Raw genomic sequence first — 17215 nt, 5'->3', positions numbered from 1 at the left:
GGGGCTGAATCCATCCTTTGAGGAGATGGAGGAGACAAATGGTGCAATGCTTCGGGTTAATACCAAAGTAAGCATTGCGTGATTTGAATTATAAGCCACGGTGTGATCTTATGTTGCACAGCAACAAAATCCACGACAATGCTGTGGTTAAAAAACAACCATCAAGGAAACCATCATGGAATGCACAGTGAGCTGGACGGGCGCTGCGGGCACACGCTCAGGCATGGGTTTTATCGCCGAAACCGGCAGTGGCCACACGCTGGTGATGGACGGTGCCCCCGATGCCGCCCGGCCCGAAAACGGCGGCCAGAACCTAGCACCACGCCCAATGGAAACCGTGCTGGCAGGCACCGGTGGCTGCACCGCCTACGACGTGGTGCTGATTTTGAAGCGTGGCCGCCACGATGTACGCGCTTGCAGCGTCAAACTGACCACCGAGCGCGCCGATACCGACCCCAAGGTGTTTACCAAAATCCACATGCACTTTACCGTGACCGGCAAAGACATCCCGCCCGGTGCCGTAGAGCGCGCCATTGCCATGAGTCACGACAAATACTGCTCGGCCAGCATCATGCTAGGCAAAACGGCTGACATCACCACCAGTTTTGACTTGGTGGCTGCTTGAATGAGCACCATTGCCCACAGCCTCCAACAGCTGCATGAACGCATCGCACGCGCCTGCATTGCCGCCGGGCGCGAGCGCCACAGTGTGACTCTGCTGGCGGTATCCAAAACCTTTGGCCCCGACGCCGTGCGCGAGGCTGCCCATGCCGGACAATGTGCTTTTGGCGAGAATTACCTCCAAGAAGCCGTAGAAAAGATCGCGCTGCTGCGCCACGATGCCACACTGGCCCAGCCCCTGCAATGGCATTGCATTGGCCCGGTGCAAAGCAACAAAACGCGGCTGGTGGCCGAATACTTTGACTGGATGCACACGGTGGATCGGCTCAAAATTGCACAACGCCTGTCCGAGCAGCGGCCAGCGCACCTGCCACCGCTGCAAGTGTGTATTCAAGTCAATATGGATGGCGGGATGAACAAATCGGGCGTCTCCCCCGACGAGGCTTTGGCACTGGCCCAAGCCGTGGCTACACTGCCCCGCTTGCAACTGCGTGGCCTGATGGCTATCCCAGAGCCTGCCCCAGAGTTTCACGCACAGTATGCCGTTCACTTAGCAGCCAAAAATCTGTTTGAGCAGATCAAAAACAGTGCCAGCGCCGGGTTAGAACAATGGGACACCCTGTCTCTAGGCATGACCGCCGACCTTGAAGCGGCCATTCTGGCCGGTAGCACCTTGGTGCGCGTAGGCAGCGGCATTTTTGGCTACAGGCATTAGCCATGCAAGTGGCGGGCACTCTTGTTCAATGCGATGTAATAAATTTCCTACGCTGTTTGCAATATCGATAGCAAAAAGGCATAGCACCACCAACCCAAAGCCGCCATTTTTTGCTGTACCCTGTCCTCTACTGATCGCGGATGCCCTGTGCGCCAGCGATTTTTTTGTTATAGCAAAGCTAAATTTGGGCGAGCAAGAAAAGGCGCAGCAGTGAAGAAGGTAATGCACAGCGATATCGTTCTTGGCCAACCCATCGGGTTTTCCATCTACAGCGAGGACGGCACCCTGCTTTTTCGCCGGGGATCGGTCATCCATATGCCCGACCAGATATCGCGCTTGCTAGTGCGTGGTGCCCAATACAACGAGGCCGAAACTATCGACCCACGCCCCTACGCCTCCAATGAGCCGCCACCCGAACCAGTCTACGAAGACCCACCCCCGTTTGATCACCTCAGCGGGCTGCTGCTCAACCTCAAGCACGTACTGGGCACCACCCTCAAAAGCCCCGAACAAATAGACGTGACCGCACGTATCGGCAAAATGGCCCAAGCCGTGCAAACCATTTGCCATAAAGATGTGGACAGCGCTCTGGCTGCCCCTTCGGTAGATACCCATGTGCCCTACCTTGTAGCGCACCAAATGATGGGTGCTGTACTCACCGAGCTAATTGCCCAAGGCAAAGGGCTAGACGCCACGCAGCGGTTGCCACTGCTGTGCGCAGCCCTGACGCGCGACATCGGACAAATCATGTTGCAGCCTGAATTGGACAAGCACCCCGGCTACCTACCCGACGATGTGCTCACACAAATGCGCCAGCACCCACAGCGTAGCGCCCAATTGCTAGAACATGCCGGGGTGACTGATCCAGTCTGGCTGGCTACTGTACGTAGCCACCACGAACGCCCAGACGGCAAGGGCTATCCGGCAGGTTTGCGCGGCGAAGAACTCAGCCTAGGTGCCAAAATATTGGCTGTGTCTGATCGCTACAGCGCCATGACCAAAATGCGCCCCTACCGCGCTCAAGCCCACTTTCCGCAAAACGCCCTGAAAGAAATCTATCTGAAAAAGGATACGGAAGTGGATGAAGAAATCGCGCGCATCCTGATCTCTAAGGTTGGGCTACTCTCGCCCGGAACCTTGGTCAGACTCAAGTCGGGTGAGATTGCTGTGGTCAAAAGCCCCACCGTCAAATCGGACGCCGCGATTGTCTATAGCGTTTATGGCAAAACTGGCATGATTTTGACCACACCCGCACGCCGTGACACCTCGCAGCCTGGCTGCGAAATTGTCGGTCTGGTGCCGTTTTCTGACTGCCAGACGGCTGTCGTCTCCATCCGGCAAGTCTGGGCCGGTTAAATACGCCCACATTTACGCCATTGAAGCCTGAAGGGACTCACCATGAAAATGAATCTACCGGTCACCGGACAGGAACAACGCTTCTCTGCCGACAAGAGCATGGTCACCAAGACCAACACCAAGGGCATCATCACCTTTGCCAACCAAGATTTTGTCGAGGTCAGTGGCTTTTCGGAAAAAGAACTGGTCGGCAAAAACCACAATTTGATCCGGCACCCGGACATGCCGCCGGTGGCCTTTGAGATCATGTGGAAAACCTTAAAACGTGGCCTACCGTGGCGCGGCATCGTCAAGAACCGCTGCAAGAACGGCGACCATTATTGGGTCGATGCCCGCATCGTGCCCATCAAGAAAAACGGTGAGGTCACTGGCTATATGTCGGTGCGTAGCTGCCCCTCGCGCGAAGATGTGGCAGCCGCCGAAGCGGCCTACGAAAGCGCCAAGAGCCGCCCTGAAATCCTGAAAGAAGATTTGTCGCCGGGCTGGAAAAAACACCTATCGATCAAAAATGGGATTCCGCTGTGGATTGCATTTGTCACCCTGCTGATGATTGGCGGTGGCGTTTTGGGCATTACTGGCCTCAATTTGTCCAAGGCGGATATTCAGGCGCTTTATCACAAAGAAATGGTGCCCGTGCAGGCCATCCAGCGCATCAACTTTTTGATGGCCGACAACCGCACCCAGCTAGCACTGGCCCTCAATTTTAAGTTTGGTGCCCACTCGGATGTGGTGCTTAACAATGGCGCAGGCAATAACCACATGCAGGCCATTGCCGCCAACAAGAGCGAAATCAACCGCCTCTGGGCCAGTTATATCGGCCAAGTCACCGATGCCAAAGAGCAGCAACTAGCCAGCGCCTACATCCAAGCACGCAACCGTTATGTCAATGAGGGGCTGACACAAGGGAGCCAAGCGGTGGAGGAGGAAGACTACCTACAAGCGCAGCGGGTGTTTTTTAACCAAGTCAATCCCCTGTACGACACGGCCAATACCCACGCCTCGGCGTTATTGACCTACCTGTCTGAGCGCGCCCACAACAAACTGGTAGACACCACCGAGCGCGGTGAGTTAATTTTCAAGATGGCCGTGGCAGGTATTGCCCTGAGCTGCTTGGTGCTGATTGTGGCCGGATTCTTCTTCTTCCGCATTACGGCGCGCCCACTGGAAAAAGCGGTACTGGCCTTAGAAAACATTGCCGAAGGCAAACTGTCGGACAACGTCGATCCTTCGGGCTACGGCGAGCCGGGCCGTGTGATGACCGCCGTGATGGTGACACAAATGCACCTGAAAGTGATGCTGCACGAAATCCGGCAATCGTCTGGCTCCATCCACCAGCAATGCAACCAGCTTAACCGGGTGATGATGGACTTGGCAGAGCACTCAGATGAGCAGCAAGAGCGCATCTACCAAACCGTGGATGCCGTCAAAGCCTCACGCACCGCCATGACGGCGATTGCTGAGCACATGGACGCCTTGCTAGAAGCCGTTCATGCTGGTGACAACGACAACGGCCACCCCGCGTTGATGGCACCAGTGCAGGCCGAAGCCCCCATGCCCGCTTTTGAGTTGATGCCCGCAGAACTGATGGCGGTGTTTGGCGACAGCCTGTCGCCACCAGCCCCCGCACCAACACCAGAACCTGCCGCGCAGCCAGTCGTCGCACCGGCACCGAGCGCAGGGCCTACATTCACCCCCGCCCCCACCGATTTAGGCCCACAGGTGCAAACCGTGGCCAGCGAAGCGCGCAGCCAAGCGCTGGCGGTGGAAGAGGTGTCTAGCCAACTGCACCAAGTGGCGCGGCTGATCGTACAAAACCGCGAAGACGTCCAAGGTGCTTGGGCTGCCTCGCAGCGGCTAGAGCGAACCGCCCGCGAGCTAGATCAGCTGGTCAAGTATTTCGACTGAGCGGGCGGAAAACGCCGATCAGTCCACGCGCTTGATCGGCACGTACAGGCTACCGCCGCCCTGCTGAAACTCTTCAGCCTTGGCGTGCAGGCCTTGCTCTAACGCTTGAGCCTCGGCCAAGCCCTTTTGTGCGGCAAAGTCGCGCACTTCTTGCGTGATTTTCATTGAGCAGAACTTGGGGCCGCACATGGAGCAGAAATGCGCCACCTTGGCCGCATCTTTGGGCAGGGTCTCGTCGTGGTATTCCTTGGCGGTTTCGGGGTCGAGGCCCAGGTTGAACTGGTCTTGCCAACGGAAATCAAAGCGCGCTTGGCTGAGTGCATCATCGCGGGCGCGCGCACCGGGGTGGCCCTTAGCCACGTCAGCGGCGTGAGCGGCAATTTTGTAGGCAATGATGCCCTGCTTGACGTCATCGCGGTCGGGCAGGCCCAAATGCTCCTTGGGCGTGACGTAGCACAGCATGGCCGTGCCCATCCAACCAATCATGGCAGCACCAATAGCGCTGGCAATGTGGTCATAGCCGGGGGCGATGTCGATGGTCAGCGGGCCAAGGGTGTAAAACGGTGCTTCGTGGCAGGTCTTGAGCTGCTCGGTCATGTTGGCTTGGATCATGTGCATGGGCACATGGCCGGGGCCTTCAATCATGGTTTGTACGTCGTGCTTCCAAGCCACTTGCGTCAATTCACCCAAGGTGTGCAGCTCGGCAAACTGGGCTTCATCATTGGCATCCGACGCACAACCGGGGCGCAGGCCATCGCCCAAGCTAAAGGCGACGTCGTACTGCTTCATGATGTCGCAGATGTCTTCAAAGTGCTCGTACAAGAAGCTCTCGCGGTGGTGGGCCATGCACCATTTCGCCATGATAGAGCCACCACGCGACACAATGCCGGTGCGGCGGTTGGCCGTGAGGTGGATATAAGCCAAACGGATGCCAGCATGGATGGTGAAGTAATCCACGCCCTGCTCGGCCTGCTCCACCAGCGTGTCACGGAAGATTTCCCAAGTCAGGTCTTCGGCAATGCCGCCCACTTTTTCTAAGGCTTGGTAGATGGGCACGGTACCAATCGGCACCGGGCTGTTACGCACAATCCAGTCGCGGGTGGTGTGGATATTTTTGCCGGTGGACAAATCCATCACGTTGTCTGCGCCCCAACGGATCGACCACACCAGCTTTTCGACTTCTTCTTCAATGCTGGACGTGACGGCAGAATTGCCAATGTTGGCGTTGATCTTGACCAAGAAATTGCGGCCAATAGCCATCGGCTCCACTTCGGGGTGGTTGATATTGGCCGGGATGATGGCGCGGCCACGGGCCACTTCATCGCGCACAAATTCTGGGGTGATGATTTTGGGGATACTCGCGCCCAGCGGGTTGCCCATCAGGCGCTGCTCGCGGGCGGCATCTTGTTGATACTGCGCCATCCATTCGCGCTTGCCGTTTTCGCGGATAGCTACAAATTCCATCTCTGGCGTGATGATGCCCTTTTTGGCATAGTGCATCTGCGTAACGTTGGCACCACTTTTAGCGCGCAGGGGCTGACGTTGCAGCGCAGCAGCTTCGGCACGCAGGGCGGCCAAGCGGGCGGCATCGTCGCTCTTTTGGCCGTCGTCCAGCGCCACGGGGGGGCGGCCTTGGTAGTGCTCGACATCACCACGGCCTTCAATCCAAGCGCTGCGCACGCTGGGCAGGCCCTTGCGCACATCGATCACAGCGGTAGCATCAGTGTAGGGGCCGGAGGTGTCGTAAACGCTCACGGTTTCGCCATTGGTCAAGGCGATGTCGCGCACGGGCACGCGCAGTTCAGGGTGCAATTGGCCGGGGATATAGGCTTTGCGCGAGGCAGGAAATGGCTCACGAGTCAGGGCCAACAAGTCGGCAAACTTTTCGCGGGCAAGGGTGTCGGGGGCATTCATCAATCAATCTCCGGAGGCTGTGGCGGGGGTTGCGCTCCGGTGTAGATCGTTGCCCTGGCCCTTGCGCCAAGGCGGGCAGGGGGGCATTGGCTCTTCTTCCGCCGGCATGAACCGGATCAAGTTCGTCGGGTTCGCGGATGCGCCATTGGCTTGGCCACCCCCATCTCAGTGCAACGCACACCCCGGAGCAGGCCCAAGTATAGGGCGCAGCCCCGGTTAAAGCACAGCCCTGCCCACAAGACCACCCGGCCTAACGGGCCAGACGGGCAGTTACAGCAGGCCGTATTTTTTCAATTTATCGTGCAAGGTGGTGCGGGCCACTTTCAGGGCCTCTGCGGTGCGGGTGATGTTGCACGATTGGCGGCCATACTCGTCTGCAATCAACAGGCGCTCATAACTCTCTACCGCCTCGGTCAGGGACTGCACGGGCAACTCTTTGGCACTGGCTGTGCTGCGGTTAATGCCCAGCGCATGACAATCGGCCACGTTGCGCAACTCTCGGATATTGCCCGGCCAGTCCTGTGCCATCAAACGGCGCAGGGCCTCGGAAGTGAGCGTGGGCGGGGGGCGGTTGTAGCGCTTGGCGGCTTGGAGCAAAAACTCGTTGTACAGCTCAGGGATATCTTCGCGCCGCTCGCGCAGCGACGGCAACTCAATCGGCACCACATTGAGCCGATAGTACAAATCGGCGCGAAAGCGGCCCTGCTCGGCCTGCACCTTGAGGTCGGCTTTGCTGGCCGCCACCACCCGGCACGATACCGGTATTTGCTGATTCGCCCCCAGCCGCTCAATCACGCGCTCTTGCAGCACCCGTAGCAGCTTGATCTGCATCGCCATGGGCATGGATTCGACCTCATCCAAGAACAATGTGCCGCCGCTGGCGTATTCGATTTTGCCAATGCGACGCTTTTGTGCGCCGGTAAAGGCACCGGGTTCGTGGCCAAACAGTTCACTGTCGAGCAAGGTGTCGGTCATGCCGCCGCAGTTGAGAGCGACATAATTTTCTTGGCTACCGTGGGAGAGGTCGTGCAGGCAGCGAGCCACCATTTCTTTGCCGGTGCCAGTCTCCCCAATGATGAGGATGTCCACGGCGGCCTCGGCCACGTCCAAAATGCGCTGGCGCACCCGGCTCATCTGGGGAGAGCGGCCAATCAGTCGGGTCTCTAATACATCGCGGTGGTCTAGGCGGCGGCGCAGGGTTTCCACTTCCAGCACCAGCCCGCGCTTTTCCAATCCCCGGCGCACCACATCAACCAAATCGGCGGTAGAAAAGGGCTTTTGCATGAAGTCGTACGCCCCATTGCGCATGGCCTCCACCGCCAGCGTCACATCGCCGTGGCCGGTAATGATGATGACGGGCAGGCCGGGGTCGCGCTCGACCACGCGGCGCAGCAACTCCATGCCACTGGCACCGGGCAGGCGCATATCCGTGACCACGGTGCCAAAATCTTCTGCCAGCAGCGCCCGCTCGGCCTCCTCTACCGAACCCACGGCCAAGACAGGAATGCCATCGAGTTGCAGGGCTTGTTCGCAGCCCAGCCGCACATGGGGATCGTCTTCGACCAGCAGGACTTTAAGCATGGGTGGGATCGTCTTGTTCAGAAGGAATACTGGGCAGGCTAATAACGAAGCATACGCCGCCGTTGGGGGAGGCTTCGGCTTGCAGGTCGCCGCCAAAATCACGCAGGATGTCACGCGAAATCGTCAGGCCCAAGCCCAGCCCCTCGCCGGGTTGCTTGGTGGTAAAAAACGGCTCGAACAAATGCTGGCGGGCCTGTTCACTTAGCCCACAGCCGGTATCGGACACCCGCAAGATAATCTGTTGCGCTTGGCGTTCGGCCTGCAAACCCAATTGCCGCTGTGGCGCTTGGGCCATCGCGTCCAGCGCATTGCCAATCAAATTGACCAGCACCTGTTGCAAGCGGTTGGGGTCGCAATAGGCCAGCCAGACACCCGGCTCCAGATTGCGTTGCACTTTCACCTGCAATTTTTGCAAGCGTTGCTCAAACAAGAACAGCGCTGCATCTGTGGCATGGGCCAAATCCACGGCAGAAGACACCGCAGACGATTTGCGGGCAAAGGTTTTGAGCGGATTGATGATATTGCCCATCTGGCCCGCCAACTGCCCTACTGTGGCAAGATTGCGCTCAGCGGTGGCCTGATCGCCCCGGCGCATAAACTCTGCCGCGTTTTCCGACAAGATGCGGATGGCCCCCAGCGGCTGCGACAGCTCGTGCGTAATGCCTGCCGCCATTTGCCCCAATACCGCCAATTTGGCCGCCTGCACCAATTCATCTTGGGCAGCGCGCAAGGTGCGCTCGGCGCGCTGGCGCTCCAGCACTTCGTGCTGCAACGAGGTAATGGCATGGCTGAGGTCTGCGGTACGCTCTTGCACCATGCGCTCCAATTGCTGGTGTGAGCGCTCCATCAGCACACGGGCCTGCTCGCGGCTCAAGGCCAAGCGGCGGCGCTGGCTCCAATACAAGGCCCCCAGCAACATGCAACCCAATGCTGCCACCGCCAGCGCGGCATGGGTGGCAGCCAGCAGGGCCACAGGCCGTAAATCGGCAAAAACGACGATTTTCCACGCAGTTTCAGGCAGGTTGCGCGACAACGCCAAATAGGGGCCAATGCCAGAGAACTGGCGCACATCGTCGCGCAAATCCTTGGGCAAGCGCACCACCACGCCCTCGTCCGAGCCATCAATCGAGATGTTCAGGCTATGCTGCCCCACCTCTTGCCCCGAAAAGTGGCGCGGGTCAATATCGGCAAAAGCCTCACCGGACAACGGCTGCAAACTGGCATAGCGCCATTCGGGTGGGGACGACAGTAGCACAATGCCATTGTTGTCCACAATCACTGCTGGGGCATCCTGTTGCAGCCAGCGCCGCTCCAACTCGCGGATGCTGGACTTGACCACCGCCACCCCCATCACGCGCCAGCCGTGTTTTTCATCGCGAATCGGCTGGGCAAAATAGTAGCCCGGTTCTGGCCGAACAGGGTCAATGCCATAGTGGCGCGCAGGCATCCCGCTGATGGCACTGCGAAAAAATGGCATGTAAGACAGGTCGGTACCCAACAGGTTGTCCGAGAAAATCCAGTCGCTAGAGGCCACCACCCGGCCCTGAGCATCCAGCACAAAGATGGCTGGCCCACCTAAATGGTCGTTTAGTTGCTGCAAAAAGAGGTTCACCTCCTGCACCAACACCGTCTGCTGCGATGCCGGAGCGCGCAGCAGATCGAGCACGCCGTGGTGGAGCTGGATGGCTGCCGGAATGGCCGCATGGCGGGTCACAACCCCATCAATGGCAGCGGCACGGACATTCAGTTCGTGGCTGGCTACTCCCCGCATACGCTCCACCTCTAAGCGCTCGGAGTACCGAAAAACAAGCCCCGCCACCACCACAATCAGCACCGTAGCCAACAACAGCCACGCCGCACGCCGTCGCCCCGGTGGCAAAGAAGACGGGTGGGCGTGGTGGGGGTCTGGCATGGCTACAGCGGCATCTTAGGGCGTGAGCGCATCCAGCCGTGCAGCTTGTCAGGGGTAGAGGCCACGTTGCTCACGGGCTGCCAGCACGCGGTGGCAAGCGATGATGAAGGTGGCGGTGCGCAGCGAGACCCCGCGTTCCGTAGCCATCTTCCAGATGCCATCAAAAGCCCCGACCATGATGCGTTCCAAGCGGCTGTTGATTTCTTCTTCGCTCCAGAAGAAGCTAGAGAAGTCTTGCACCCACTCAAAATAAGACACCGTGACGCCCCCGGCATTAGCCAAGACATCGGGCACCACCAAAATGCCACGCTCGCGCAAGATGTCGTCGGCGGCTGGGGTAGTGGGGCCATTAGCACCTTCCACAATGATTTTGGTGCGCAACTGCTGGGCGCGCTCTGGCACAATTTGGCCTTCTAAGGCTGCTGGTACCAAAAAATCACTGGGCAACAGCCAAAAATCGTCCGAAGAGATCGGGGCTGCACCACCAAAGCCTGCCAACCCGCCGTGGGCTTGGACATAGGCCAACGCAGCAGGCACATCAATGCCCGCCTCGTTGGCTAGCGTAGCCGAGTGGTCTTGCAAGGCCACTACTTTCGCGCCCGCCTCATGGAACATGCGTGCCGCAATACCGCCCACATTGCCAAAGCCCTGCACCACCACCCGCGCACCAGCAATAGCAACGCCCATACGCTGGCCCGCCTCACGCGCGGCGATAAAAACGCCGCGCCCAGTAGCCTCGTGGCGGCCTAAGGAGCCGCCCAGTGACACCGGCTTGCCTGTGACCACGCCGGTGGCCGTGCAACCGACGTTCATGGAGTAGGTATCCATCATCCACGCCATGGTTTGGTCATTGGTGCCGACATCGGGGGCCGGAATATCTTTTTCTGGCCCGATGATGACGCCAATTTCGGAGGTGTAGCGGCGGGTAATGCGCTGCAACTCGTCGCGCGAATGGGCACGCGGATCAAGCCGGATACCGCCCTTGGCACCGCCATAGGGCAGGTTGAGGGCCGCGTTCTTCACCGTCATCCAACCCGACAGAGCCATGACCTCATTGAGCGTGACCGCTGGGTGGTAGCGCACCCCACCTTTGCCCGGCCCACGCGACATATTGTGTTGCACGCGGTAGCCTTCGTAATGGGCCACCGTGCCATCGTCACGCACGATAGGCACATCCACAATCAAAATGCGCTTGGGGTGCTTGAGGGTGTCGATCCACTTGGCCAGTGGGCCTAGGTGTGGAGCTACGCGGTCAATTTGCTCGATAAAGCTGGCCCACGGCTCCGGTGCAGCAGGGTTGAGAAAGGACAGACTGTCCTTGGCTTGGTGGTTGGTGGTGGTCTGGTTCATTTTTGTCTCCTATAGTTACTTTTTGTCGTCTTGCGGCTCAGTGTTGCAAGATTTTTGCAAGGAACTGGCGCGCCCGCTCCGACTGCGGATTGCTGAAGAAGGCTTCTTTCTGGTCGTCTTCAATAATGCTGCCCTGATCCATGAAGATCACCCGGTTTGCCACCCGCTTGGCAAAGCCCATTTCGTGGGTCACACACATCATGGTCATGCCCTCTTGGGCCAATTCGGTCATTACGTCCAGCACCTCGTTGACCATTTCGGGGTCGAGTGCCGAGGTGGGCTCATCAAACAACATACAAATCGGGTCCATCGCCAGCGCCCGTGCAATGGCGACGCGCTGCTGCTGACCGCCCGAAAGCTGGCCCGGAAACTTGTGGGCATGGGCTTTGAGCCCCACGCGTTCGAGCAATTTGAGGCCCTTGTCACGCGCTTCGTCTTCGGAGCGACCCAACACCTTGACTTGGGCCAAGCTCAGGTTGTCGGTGATGCTCATGTGGGGAAACAGCTCGAAATGCTGAAACACCATTCCCACATGCGCCCGCAGCTTAGACAAATTGGTGCCCGCCGCCCCCACCGAGGTGCCGTTGACCACGATATCGCCCGACTGGAACGGCTCCAGCCCATTCACGCACTTGATAAGCGTTGATTTGCCCGAACCGGAGGGGCCGCACACCACCACCACCTCACCCTTGTTGATCGTGGTGGTGCAATTTTTCAGTACCTGGAAAGCACCATAGTGCTTGCCAACATTAGAAATCTGGATCATGAAAGTCTCCTAGAGTGCGGCTCTTAGGCCGGACGGTGTTTTTTCTGTACGTGCTTGACCAGCATCGAAATCGCAAAGCAGATCACAAAATAGACCACCCCTGCAAACAGCAACAGCTCAATCAAACGGCCATCGCGGTCGCCCACCTTGTAGGCCGCGCCAAAGAAGTCCGCCAGCGCCGACACGTAAACCAACGAGGTGTCTTGGAACAAAATCACACCTTGTGTCAACAGCAGCGGCACCATGTTGCGAAACGCCTGCGGCAAGATGACAAAGCGCATCGCCTGTGGGTAGTTCATGCCCAGCGCATAGCAAGCACTCAACTGTCCCTTAGGCACACTCTGAATACCAGCCCGAATGATTTCCGAGTAATACGCAGACTCAAACAGGGCAAACCCGGCCATCGCCGACGCCAGACGCAAATCGGTGCCCGGAGGCAGGCCAAACAACTCCTCAATGAAGCGCGGCACGATCAAAAAGAACCACAGCAACACCATCACCAATGGGATGGCACGGAACAAATTGACATAGCTGGCCGCAAAAAGTGACAACCAGCGCACCGACGACAGGCGCATCATCGCCAGCAAAGTACCCCAGACAATGCCGACCACCATCGCAATGAAGGTGATCTTGAGCGAGGTCTGCATACCCTCCCAAAGAAAAGGCAGCGCTCCGGGGATGGAAGACCAATCAAATTCATGCATGTCACTTTCCTCCCAAGTAGCCGGGCACCTGAATGCGGCTCTCGACTTTTTTCATCACCGTCATGACCGTCACATTCAGCAGCAGGTAGGCCACCGTGACCGCAATGAAGGACTCATAGGGCTGCGCTGTGTAATCGACCAACTGCCGCCCTTGGGCTGCCAACTCCAGCAAGCCGATGGTGGAGCACACCGCCGAGTTCTTGAAGATGTTGAGAAACTCCGATGTCAGCGGTGGCACCACGACGCGAAAGGCCATTGGCAAAATCACGAAGCGGTAAGTTTGTGGCAGCGTCAGACCGAGCGCCAATCCAGCATTGCGCTGGCCGCGTGGCAAAGACTCAATACCGGCCCGAACCTGTTCGGCCACGCGGGCGCTGGTAAACAGTCCCAAGCAGATCATCGAGGCCAAAAACTGTTGCAGCACCGGATTCGATTGCTTGTAGGCATCGCCCAGCGCAGGCGGCAACAGTTCGGGCAAGATAAAGTACCAGCCAAACAACTGCACCAACAGCGGCACGTTGCGAAACAGCTCCACATAGGCCGCCGCGATGCCCGCCAGCACGCGGTTGGGTGCCGTACGCAGCACCCCCACCACCGCACCCAGCAGCAGCGCCAGCAGCCAGCCTGCTAATGACAGCGAGACGGTCATTTGCAGACCCGCCAACATCCAGCCCAGATAGGTGTCATCCCCGCTGGCACTCGGCTGCAGGAAGACCGTCCAATTCCATTGATAGCTCATGCGATCTCCTTATCTAGGCACCCGCAACTTTTAAGGCTGCGGGCCACCCAGTTGGCTGTTAATCGAAGAACTTGTCGTTAGGAGCCTTGAGCAACGCTTTCATGTCTTCCGACATGGGCATATTGAGATTGAGTCCCTTGGGAGGAATCGGGCTGGTAAACCACTTGGCGTAAATTTTGGTGGCCTCGCCAGAGGTCATGGCCTTGGCCAGCGCGGCATCTACAACCTGCTTGAAGCCGGGGTCGTCTTTGCGCAACATACAGCCATAAGCTTCTTTCGATTGCGAGGTGCCCACCACGGCCCAGTCATCGGGCTTGCGGGCCTTAGCCATCTCACCGTAGAGCAGGGCATCGTCCATCATGAAGGCAACTGCACGGCCACTCTCCAGTGTCAGGAAGGATTCGCCGTGGTCTTTGGCCGAGATGATGTTCATGCGCATCTTCTTGTCCTCGTTCATCTTGCGAATCAGACGCTCAGACGTGGTGCCCGCCGTGGAGACGACATTTTTGCCCGCCAAGTCTGGAAAATCTTGGACGCCGGAGGTCTTCTTTGCCATCAAGCGCGTGCCGACGACAAAGATGCTGTTAGAAAATGCGACCTGCTTCTGGCGCTCACTGTTGTTGGTGGTGGAGCCGCATTCAATGTCTACCGTGCCGTTTTGCACCAGGGTGATACGGTTGGCCGAGGTGACGGGCATCAACCGGGTATCGAGCTTGGCGAGCTTGAGTTCAGCCTTGACGCCCTCTACCACCTTGAGCATCAACTCCTGCGAATAGCCAATCACCTGCTGCTTGTCGTCATAGTAGGAGAAGGGAATGGAGGATTCACGATGGCCGAGCGTGATGGTGCCGCTATCCTTGATCTTCTTGAGCGTGGGCGACTCCTGCGCCTGAACACCAGAGGCCAAGGTGGCAGCAAACAAGGTAGCGATGAGGGCAATGTTTTTCATGGGTTTGTCTCCAAAACAGGTGAGTGCCGACTGTCGGCTTCACGCTCTTCATTTTGCAAACACTGTGCCAGCTTGCACTGCCCCAATCAATGCATATAACCTATTGATTTTTATATATTAACTTAGCAACCAATACCCAGCGCCATCGGATTTTCGGCAATGCGGCACTACAGGCCATCGGATTTCCGACATAGCAGGTGCCTTAGAACACCCGTTCGGCAATCAGCACCGCAAAAAACAGCGCGGCAGCAATCGACGTCCACTTGAGCACCATGAAACCCAGCCGCTGGTAGTAAGGCCGCCCCGTGCCCACATAAAAGGCAAAACACACGGCGGCCACCAACAGCAGAAAAATGACCAGCCCACGAAACAACAGCATGGCGCAGCAGCCGCTTTACCAAGCCCGCGCTGGCAGGGCAAAACCCTTGGGCGCTTGGCGTTCGCTCTCAAAGCTGGCCCACTCCCAAGCGTCGGGCTGGGCTTGCAACTCGCGCAGCAGCAGGTTATTCAAGGCATGTCCGGAGCGAAAGGCACTGTAGGCGGCCAGCAACGGGTGTCCAATCAGGTACAGATCGCCCATCGCATCCAAAATTTTGTGTTTGGCAAACTCGTCGTCGTAGCGCAGGCCATCGGCATTGAGCACCTTGTAGTCGTCCATGACGATGGCGTTGTCCAAGCCGCCGCCCAAGGCCAGCCCGTTGGCACGCATCATCTCCACATCTTTGGTAAAGCCAAAAGTGCGGGCACGGGCAATATCGCGACTGTAGTTGCCGGTGCCCAAGTCAAACTCGACGCACTGGCCGGTAGAGTCTACCGCCGGGTGGGCAAAGTCGATTTCAAAGCGTAGTTTGAAACCGTGGTAAGGCTCTAGCGTGGCCCATTTGGCCTGTGCGCCTTCACCTTGGGCTACCTGTACTGGGCGCTTAACACGAATAAAGCGCTTGGGCGCTTTTTGTAAGGCAATACCGGCGCTTTGCAGTAAAAAGACAAAAGAAGCCGAAGAACCATCCAAAATGGGAACTTCTTCGGCAGTGATGTCCACATACAGGTTGTCGATGCCCAAACCGGCGCAGGCCGACATCAAATGCTCGACCGTATGCACCTTGGCTTGGCCCACCGAGATGGTGGAGGCCATGCGCGTGTCGGTCACAGCAGTGGCCGAGATCGGAATATCTACCGGCTCTGGCAGATCAATGCGGCGAAAGATGATGCCGGTGTTGGGTTGGGCGGGGCGCAGGGTCAGTTCTACCCGCTGGCCGCTATGGAGACCGACGCCGACAGCACGGGTCAGCGTTTTCAGAGTACGTTGCTGGAGCATAGGCCGATTTTAGTTTTTTGGGGGCAGCAATGCACAGGCCCGGCCCCCAAAACATGGGCTATGGCAACCAACGCTACTACAGTCTGTGCGCGCGGTATGCCGCGCCGCACAGGATCAGTCGGCCTGCTTGCGCAGGAAGGCGGGTATTTCGAGGTCGTCCATGCCACCCGACGACAACGCATCCACCCGCGCTGCCGCTTGGTTGCGGTTGTTACGCCAGACGCTGGGTACAGCCATACCGCTGTGGTAGTCGGTGCCCGAAGCACTGCCCACCCCCAAGCCAGAGCTGGAACCCATATTGCCACCCAAGCCCGCCACTTGATAGGCCACGTTGTCGGTGCCTGTGCGCAGGCCACCTTGCACCACTTGGATGTTTTGGCGGCGCGCATTTTGGCGCGATAGGCCAGTGGCTACCACAGTCACGCGGATAGCCTCGCCCAAGGTTTCGTCGTAAGCGGCACCAAAAATGACATGGGCATCTTGTGAGGCATAGGCATTGATGGTGTTCATAGCCAAACGCGACTCAGACAGCTTGAGGCTGCCCCGGCTGGCCGTGACCAGCACCAGCACGCCCTTAGCACCCGACAAGTCAATGCCTTCTAGCAGTGGGCAGGCAATGGCTTGCTCGGCGGCAATGCGGGCACGGTCGGGGCCGCTGGCAGTGGCGGTGCCCATCATGGCCTTGCCCGGCTCCCCCATCACGGTGCGCACGTCTTCAAAGTCCACGTTGACTTGGCCGTACTCATTGATGATTTCGGCAATACCACCCACGGCATTGCGCAGCACATCGTTGGCATGGGCAAAGGCTTCGTCTTGGGTGACTTCGTCGCCCAGCACGTCAAGCAGCTTTTCGTTGAGCACCACAATGAGCGAATCAACATTCGATTCGAGCTCGGCCAAGCCGTTGTCGGCGTTTTGCATCCGACGGTTGCCTTCCCAATCGAAGGGCTTGGTGACCACGCCGACGGTCAGGATGCCCATTTCTTTGGCGACGCGGGCAATCACGGGCGCAGCACCCGTGCCGGTACCGCCACCCATACCCGCCGTGATAAACAGCATGTGTGCGCCTTGGATAGCGGCGCGGATGTCATCAATGGCGGCTTCGGCGGCGTCGCGGCCTTTTTCGGGGCGGCTTCCCGCCCCTAGGCCACTTTGGCCCAGTTGGATGATGCGGTGGGCAGAACTGCGGTTGAGTGCCTGTGCGTCGGTATTGGCACTGACAAACTCGACACCTTGCACATGACGTGCAATCATGTGTTCTACCGCGTTGCTGCCACCACCACCGACACCAATGACCTTAATTTGTGTGCCTTGGTTGAACTCTTCAACGTCGATGATCTCAATTGGCATGTTGTTGGTGCTCCTGTCCCTGAATGGTATGCGCT

General features: G+C 58.3%; 15 protein-coding genes and 1 riboswitch. Of the genes, 4 read left to right on the top strand and 11 right to left on the bottom strand.

Going from position 1 to position 17215, the window contains the following annotated elements:
• The first annotated feature begins 175 nt into the window (after positions 1 to 175).
• From BMX55_RS07420 to BMX55_RS07405, 4 genes are all read left to right on the top strand, one after another.
• A complete protein-coding gene (locus BMX55_RS07420; protein ID WP_091455245.1) occupies positions 176 to 625 on the top strand; it encodes an OsmC family protein in 450 nt (149 codons plus the stop codon).
• Positions 626 to 1336, top strand: coding sequence for a YggS family pyridoxal phosphate-dependent enzyme (locus tag BMX55_RS07415; protein ID WP_091455242.1), 711 nt, complete (start codon positions 626 to 628; stop codon positions 1334 to 1336).
• Between the two features lie 222 nt (positions 1337 to 1558).
• Positions 1559 to 2692: an HD-GYP domain-containing protein gene (locus tag BMX55_RS07410; RefSeq protein ID WP_091455240.1), complete on the top strand. Its 1134-nt coding sequence runs from the start codon at positions 1559 to 1561 to the stop codon at positions 2690 to 2692.
• Between the two features lie 42 nt (positions 2693 to 2734).
• On the top strand, positions 2735 to 4597 hold the full coding sequence (locus BMX55_RS07405) for a methyl-accepting chemotaxis protein (RefSeq protein WP_091455237.1): 1863 nt from the start codon (positions 2735 to 2737) through the stop codon (positions 4595 to 4597).
• Between the two features lie 18 nt (positions 4598 to 4615).
• On the opposite strand, the gene thiC is transcribed toward BMX55_RS07405, so the two are convergent.
• From thiC to ftsZ, 11 genes are all read right to left on the bottom strand, one after another.
• Complete coding sequence (gene thiC / locus BMX55_RS07400) at positions 4616 to 6511, bottom strand: phosphomethylpyrimidine synthase ThiC (protein WP_091455234.1); 1896 nt, start codon at positions 6509 to 6511, stop codon at positions 4616 to 4618.
• Between the two features lie 76 nt (positions 6512 to 6587).
• Positions 6588 to 6706, bottom strand: a riboswitch (TPP riboswitch).
• Between the two features lie 75 nt (positions 6707 to 6781).
• Entirely contained in the window at positions 6782 to 8101 is a 1320-nt protein-coding gene (locus BMX55_RS07395) for a sigma-54-dependent transcriptional regulator (protein ID WP_091455711.1), read from the bottom strand.
• Positions 8085 to 10004: a sensor histidine kinase gene (locus tag BMX55_RS07390; protein ID WP_218144467.1), complete on the bottom strand. Its 1920-nt coding sequence runs from the start codon at positions 10002 to 10004 to the stop codon at positions 8085 to 8087. Before BMX55_RS07390 ends, BMX55_RS07395 begins: the two co-directional genes overlap by 17 nt.
• A gap of 48 nt (positions 10005 to 10052) precedes the next feature.
• Positions 10053 to 11354: a Glu/Leu/Phe/Val family dehydrogenase gene (locus BMX55_RS07385; RefSeq protein ID WP_091455231.1), complete on the bottom strand. Its 1302-nt coding sequence runs from the start codon at positions 11352 to 11354 to the stop codon at positions 10053 to 10055.
• A gap of 37 nt (positions 11355 to 11391) precedes the next feature.
• Positions 11392 to 12120 (bottom strand): amino acid ABC transporter ATP-binding protein, encoded by a 729-nt coding sequence (locus tag BMX55_RS07380; RefSeq protein ID WP_091455228.1) that lies wholly within the window; start codon positions 12118 to 12120, stop codon positions 11392 to 11394.
• 23 nt (positions 12121 to 12143) lie between these two features.
• Positions 12144 to 12824 carry a glutamate/aspartate ABC transporter permease GltK gene (gene gltK / locus BMX55_RS07375; RefSeq protein WP_091455225.1) on the bottom strand — a complete coding sequence of 227 codons (681 nt, stop codon included), beginning with the start codon at positions 12822 to 12824 and terminating at the stop codon, positions 12144 to 12146.
• A gap of 1 nt (position 12825) precedes the next feature.
• Positions 12826 to 13563: an amino acid ABC transporter permease gene (locus tag BMX55_RS07370; RefSeq protein ID WP_091455222.1), complete on the bottom strand. Its 738-nt coding sequence runs from the start codon at positions 13561 to 13563 to the stop codon at positions 12826 to 12828.
• A gap of 58 nt (positions 13564 to 13621) precedes the next feature.
• The gene (locus tag BMX55_RS07365) at positions 13622 to 14512 is read right to left on the bottom strand and encodes a glutamate/aspartate ABC transporter substrate-binding protein (protein ID WP_091455218.1); all 891 of its coding nucleotides are present in this window, start codon (positions 14510 to 14512) and stop codon (positions 13622 to 13624) included.
• Between the two features lie 202 nt (positions 14513 to 14714).
• Entirely contained in the window at positions 14715 to 14891 is a 177-nt protein-coding gene (locus tag BMX55_RS16410) for a hypothetical protein (RefSeq protein WP_177172850.1), read from the bottom strand.
• 15 nt (positions 14892 to 14906) lie between these two features.
• Entirely contained in the window at positions 14907 to 15830 is a 924-nt protein-coding gene (lpxC, locus tag BMX55_RS07360) for a UDP-3-O-acyl-N-acetylglucosamine deacetylase (protein WP_091455214.1), read from the bottom strand.
• Between the two features lie 114 nt (positions 15831 to 15944).
• Positions 15945 to 17180, bottom strand: coding sequence for a cell division protein FtsZ (ftsZ, locus tag BMX55_RS07355; protein WP_091455211.1), 1236 nt, complete (start codon positions 17178 to 17180; stop codon positions 15945 to 15947).
• Positions 17181 to 17215 lie beyond the last annotated feature (35 nt).

Source organism: Giesbergeria anulus (assembly GCF_900111115.1).
GTDB lineage: Bacteria > Pseudomonadota > Gammaproteobacteria > Burkholderiales > Burkholderiaceae_C > Simplicispira > Simplicispira anulus.
This window is presented reverse-complemented; position numbering and strand designations above follow the sequence as displayed.

Excerpts from the sequence above, each read along its gene's own strand:
- BMX55_RS07370 (WP_091455222.1), bottom strand. The coding sequence starts at position 13,563 with ATGAGCTATCAATGGAATTGGACGGTCTTCCTGCAGCCGAGTGCCAGC.
- BMX55_RS07365 (WP_091455218.1), bottom strand. The coding sequence starts at position 14,512 with ATGAAAAACATTGCCCTCATCGCTACCTTGTTTGCTGCCACCTTGGCC.
- BMX55_RS07380 (WP_091455228.1), bottom strand. The coding sequence starts at position 12,120 with ATGATCCAGATTTCTAATGTTGGCAAGCACTATGGTGCTTTCCAGGTA.
- BMX55_RS07385 (WP_091455231.1), bottom strand. The coding sequence starts at position 11,354 with ATGAACCAGACCACCACCAACCACCAAGCCAAGGACAGTCTGTCCTTT.
- ftsZ (WP_091455211.1), bottom strand. The coding sequence starts at position 17,180 with ATGCCAATTGAGATCATCGACGTTGAAGAGTTCAACCAAGGCACACAA.
- BMX55_RS07405 (WP_091455237.1), top strand. The coding sequence starts at position 2,735 with ATGAAAATGAATCTACCGGTCACCGGACAGGAACAACGCTTCTCTGCC.
- BMX55_RS07390 (WP_218144467.1), bottom strand. The coding sequence starts at position 10,004 with ATGCCAGACCCCCACCACGCCCACCCGTCTTCTTTGCCACCGGGGCGA.
- BMX55_RS07410 (WP_091455240.1), top strand. The coding sequence starts at position 1,559 with ATGCACAGCGATATCGTTCTTGGCCAACCCATCGGGTTTTCCATCTAC.
- BMX55_RS07420 (WP_091455245.1), top strand. The coding sequence starts at position 176 with ATGGAATGCACAGTGAGCTGGACGGGCGCTGCGGGCACACGCTCAGGC.
- BMX55_RS16410 (WP_177172850.1), bottom strand. The coding sequence starts at position 14,891 with ATGCTGTTGTTTCGTGGGCTGGTCATTTTTCTGCTGTTGGTGGCCGCC.
- lpxC (WP_091455214.1), bottom strand. The coding sequence starts at position 15,830 with ATGCTCCAGCAACGTACTCTGAAAACGCTGACCCGTGCTGTCGGCGTC.
- BMX55_RS07415 (WP_091455242.1), top strand. The coding sequence starts at position 626 with ATGAGCACCATTGCCCACAGCCTCCAACAGCTGCATGAACGCATCGCA.
- thiC (WP_091455234.1), bottom strand. The coding sequence starts at position 6,511 with ATGAATGCCCCCGACACCCTTGCCCGCGAAAAGTTTGCCGACTTGTTG.
- gltK (WP_091455225.1), bottom strand. The coding sequence starts at position 12,824 with ATGCATGAATTTGATTGGTCTTCCATCCCCGGAGCGCTGCCTTTTCTT.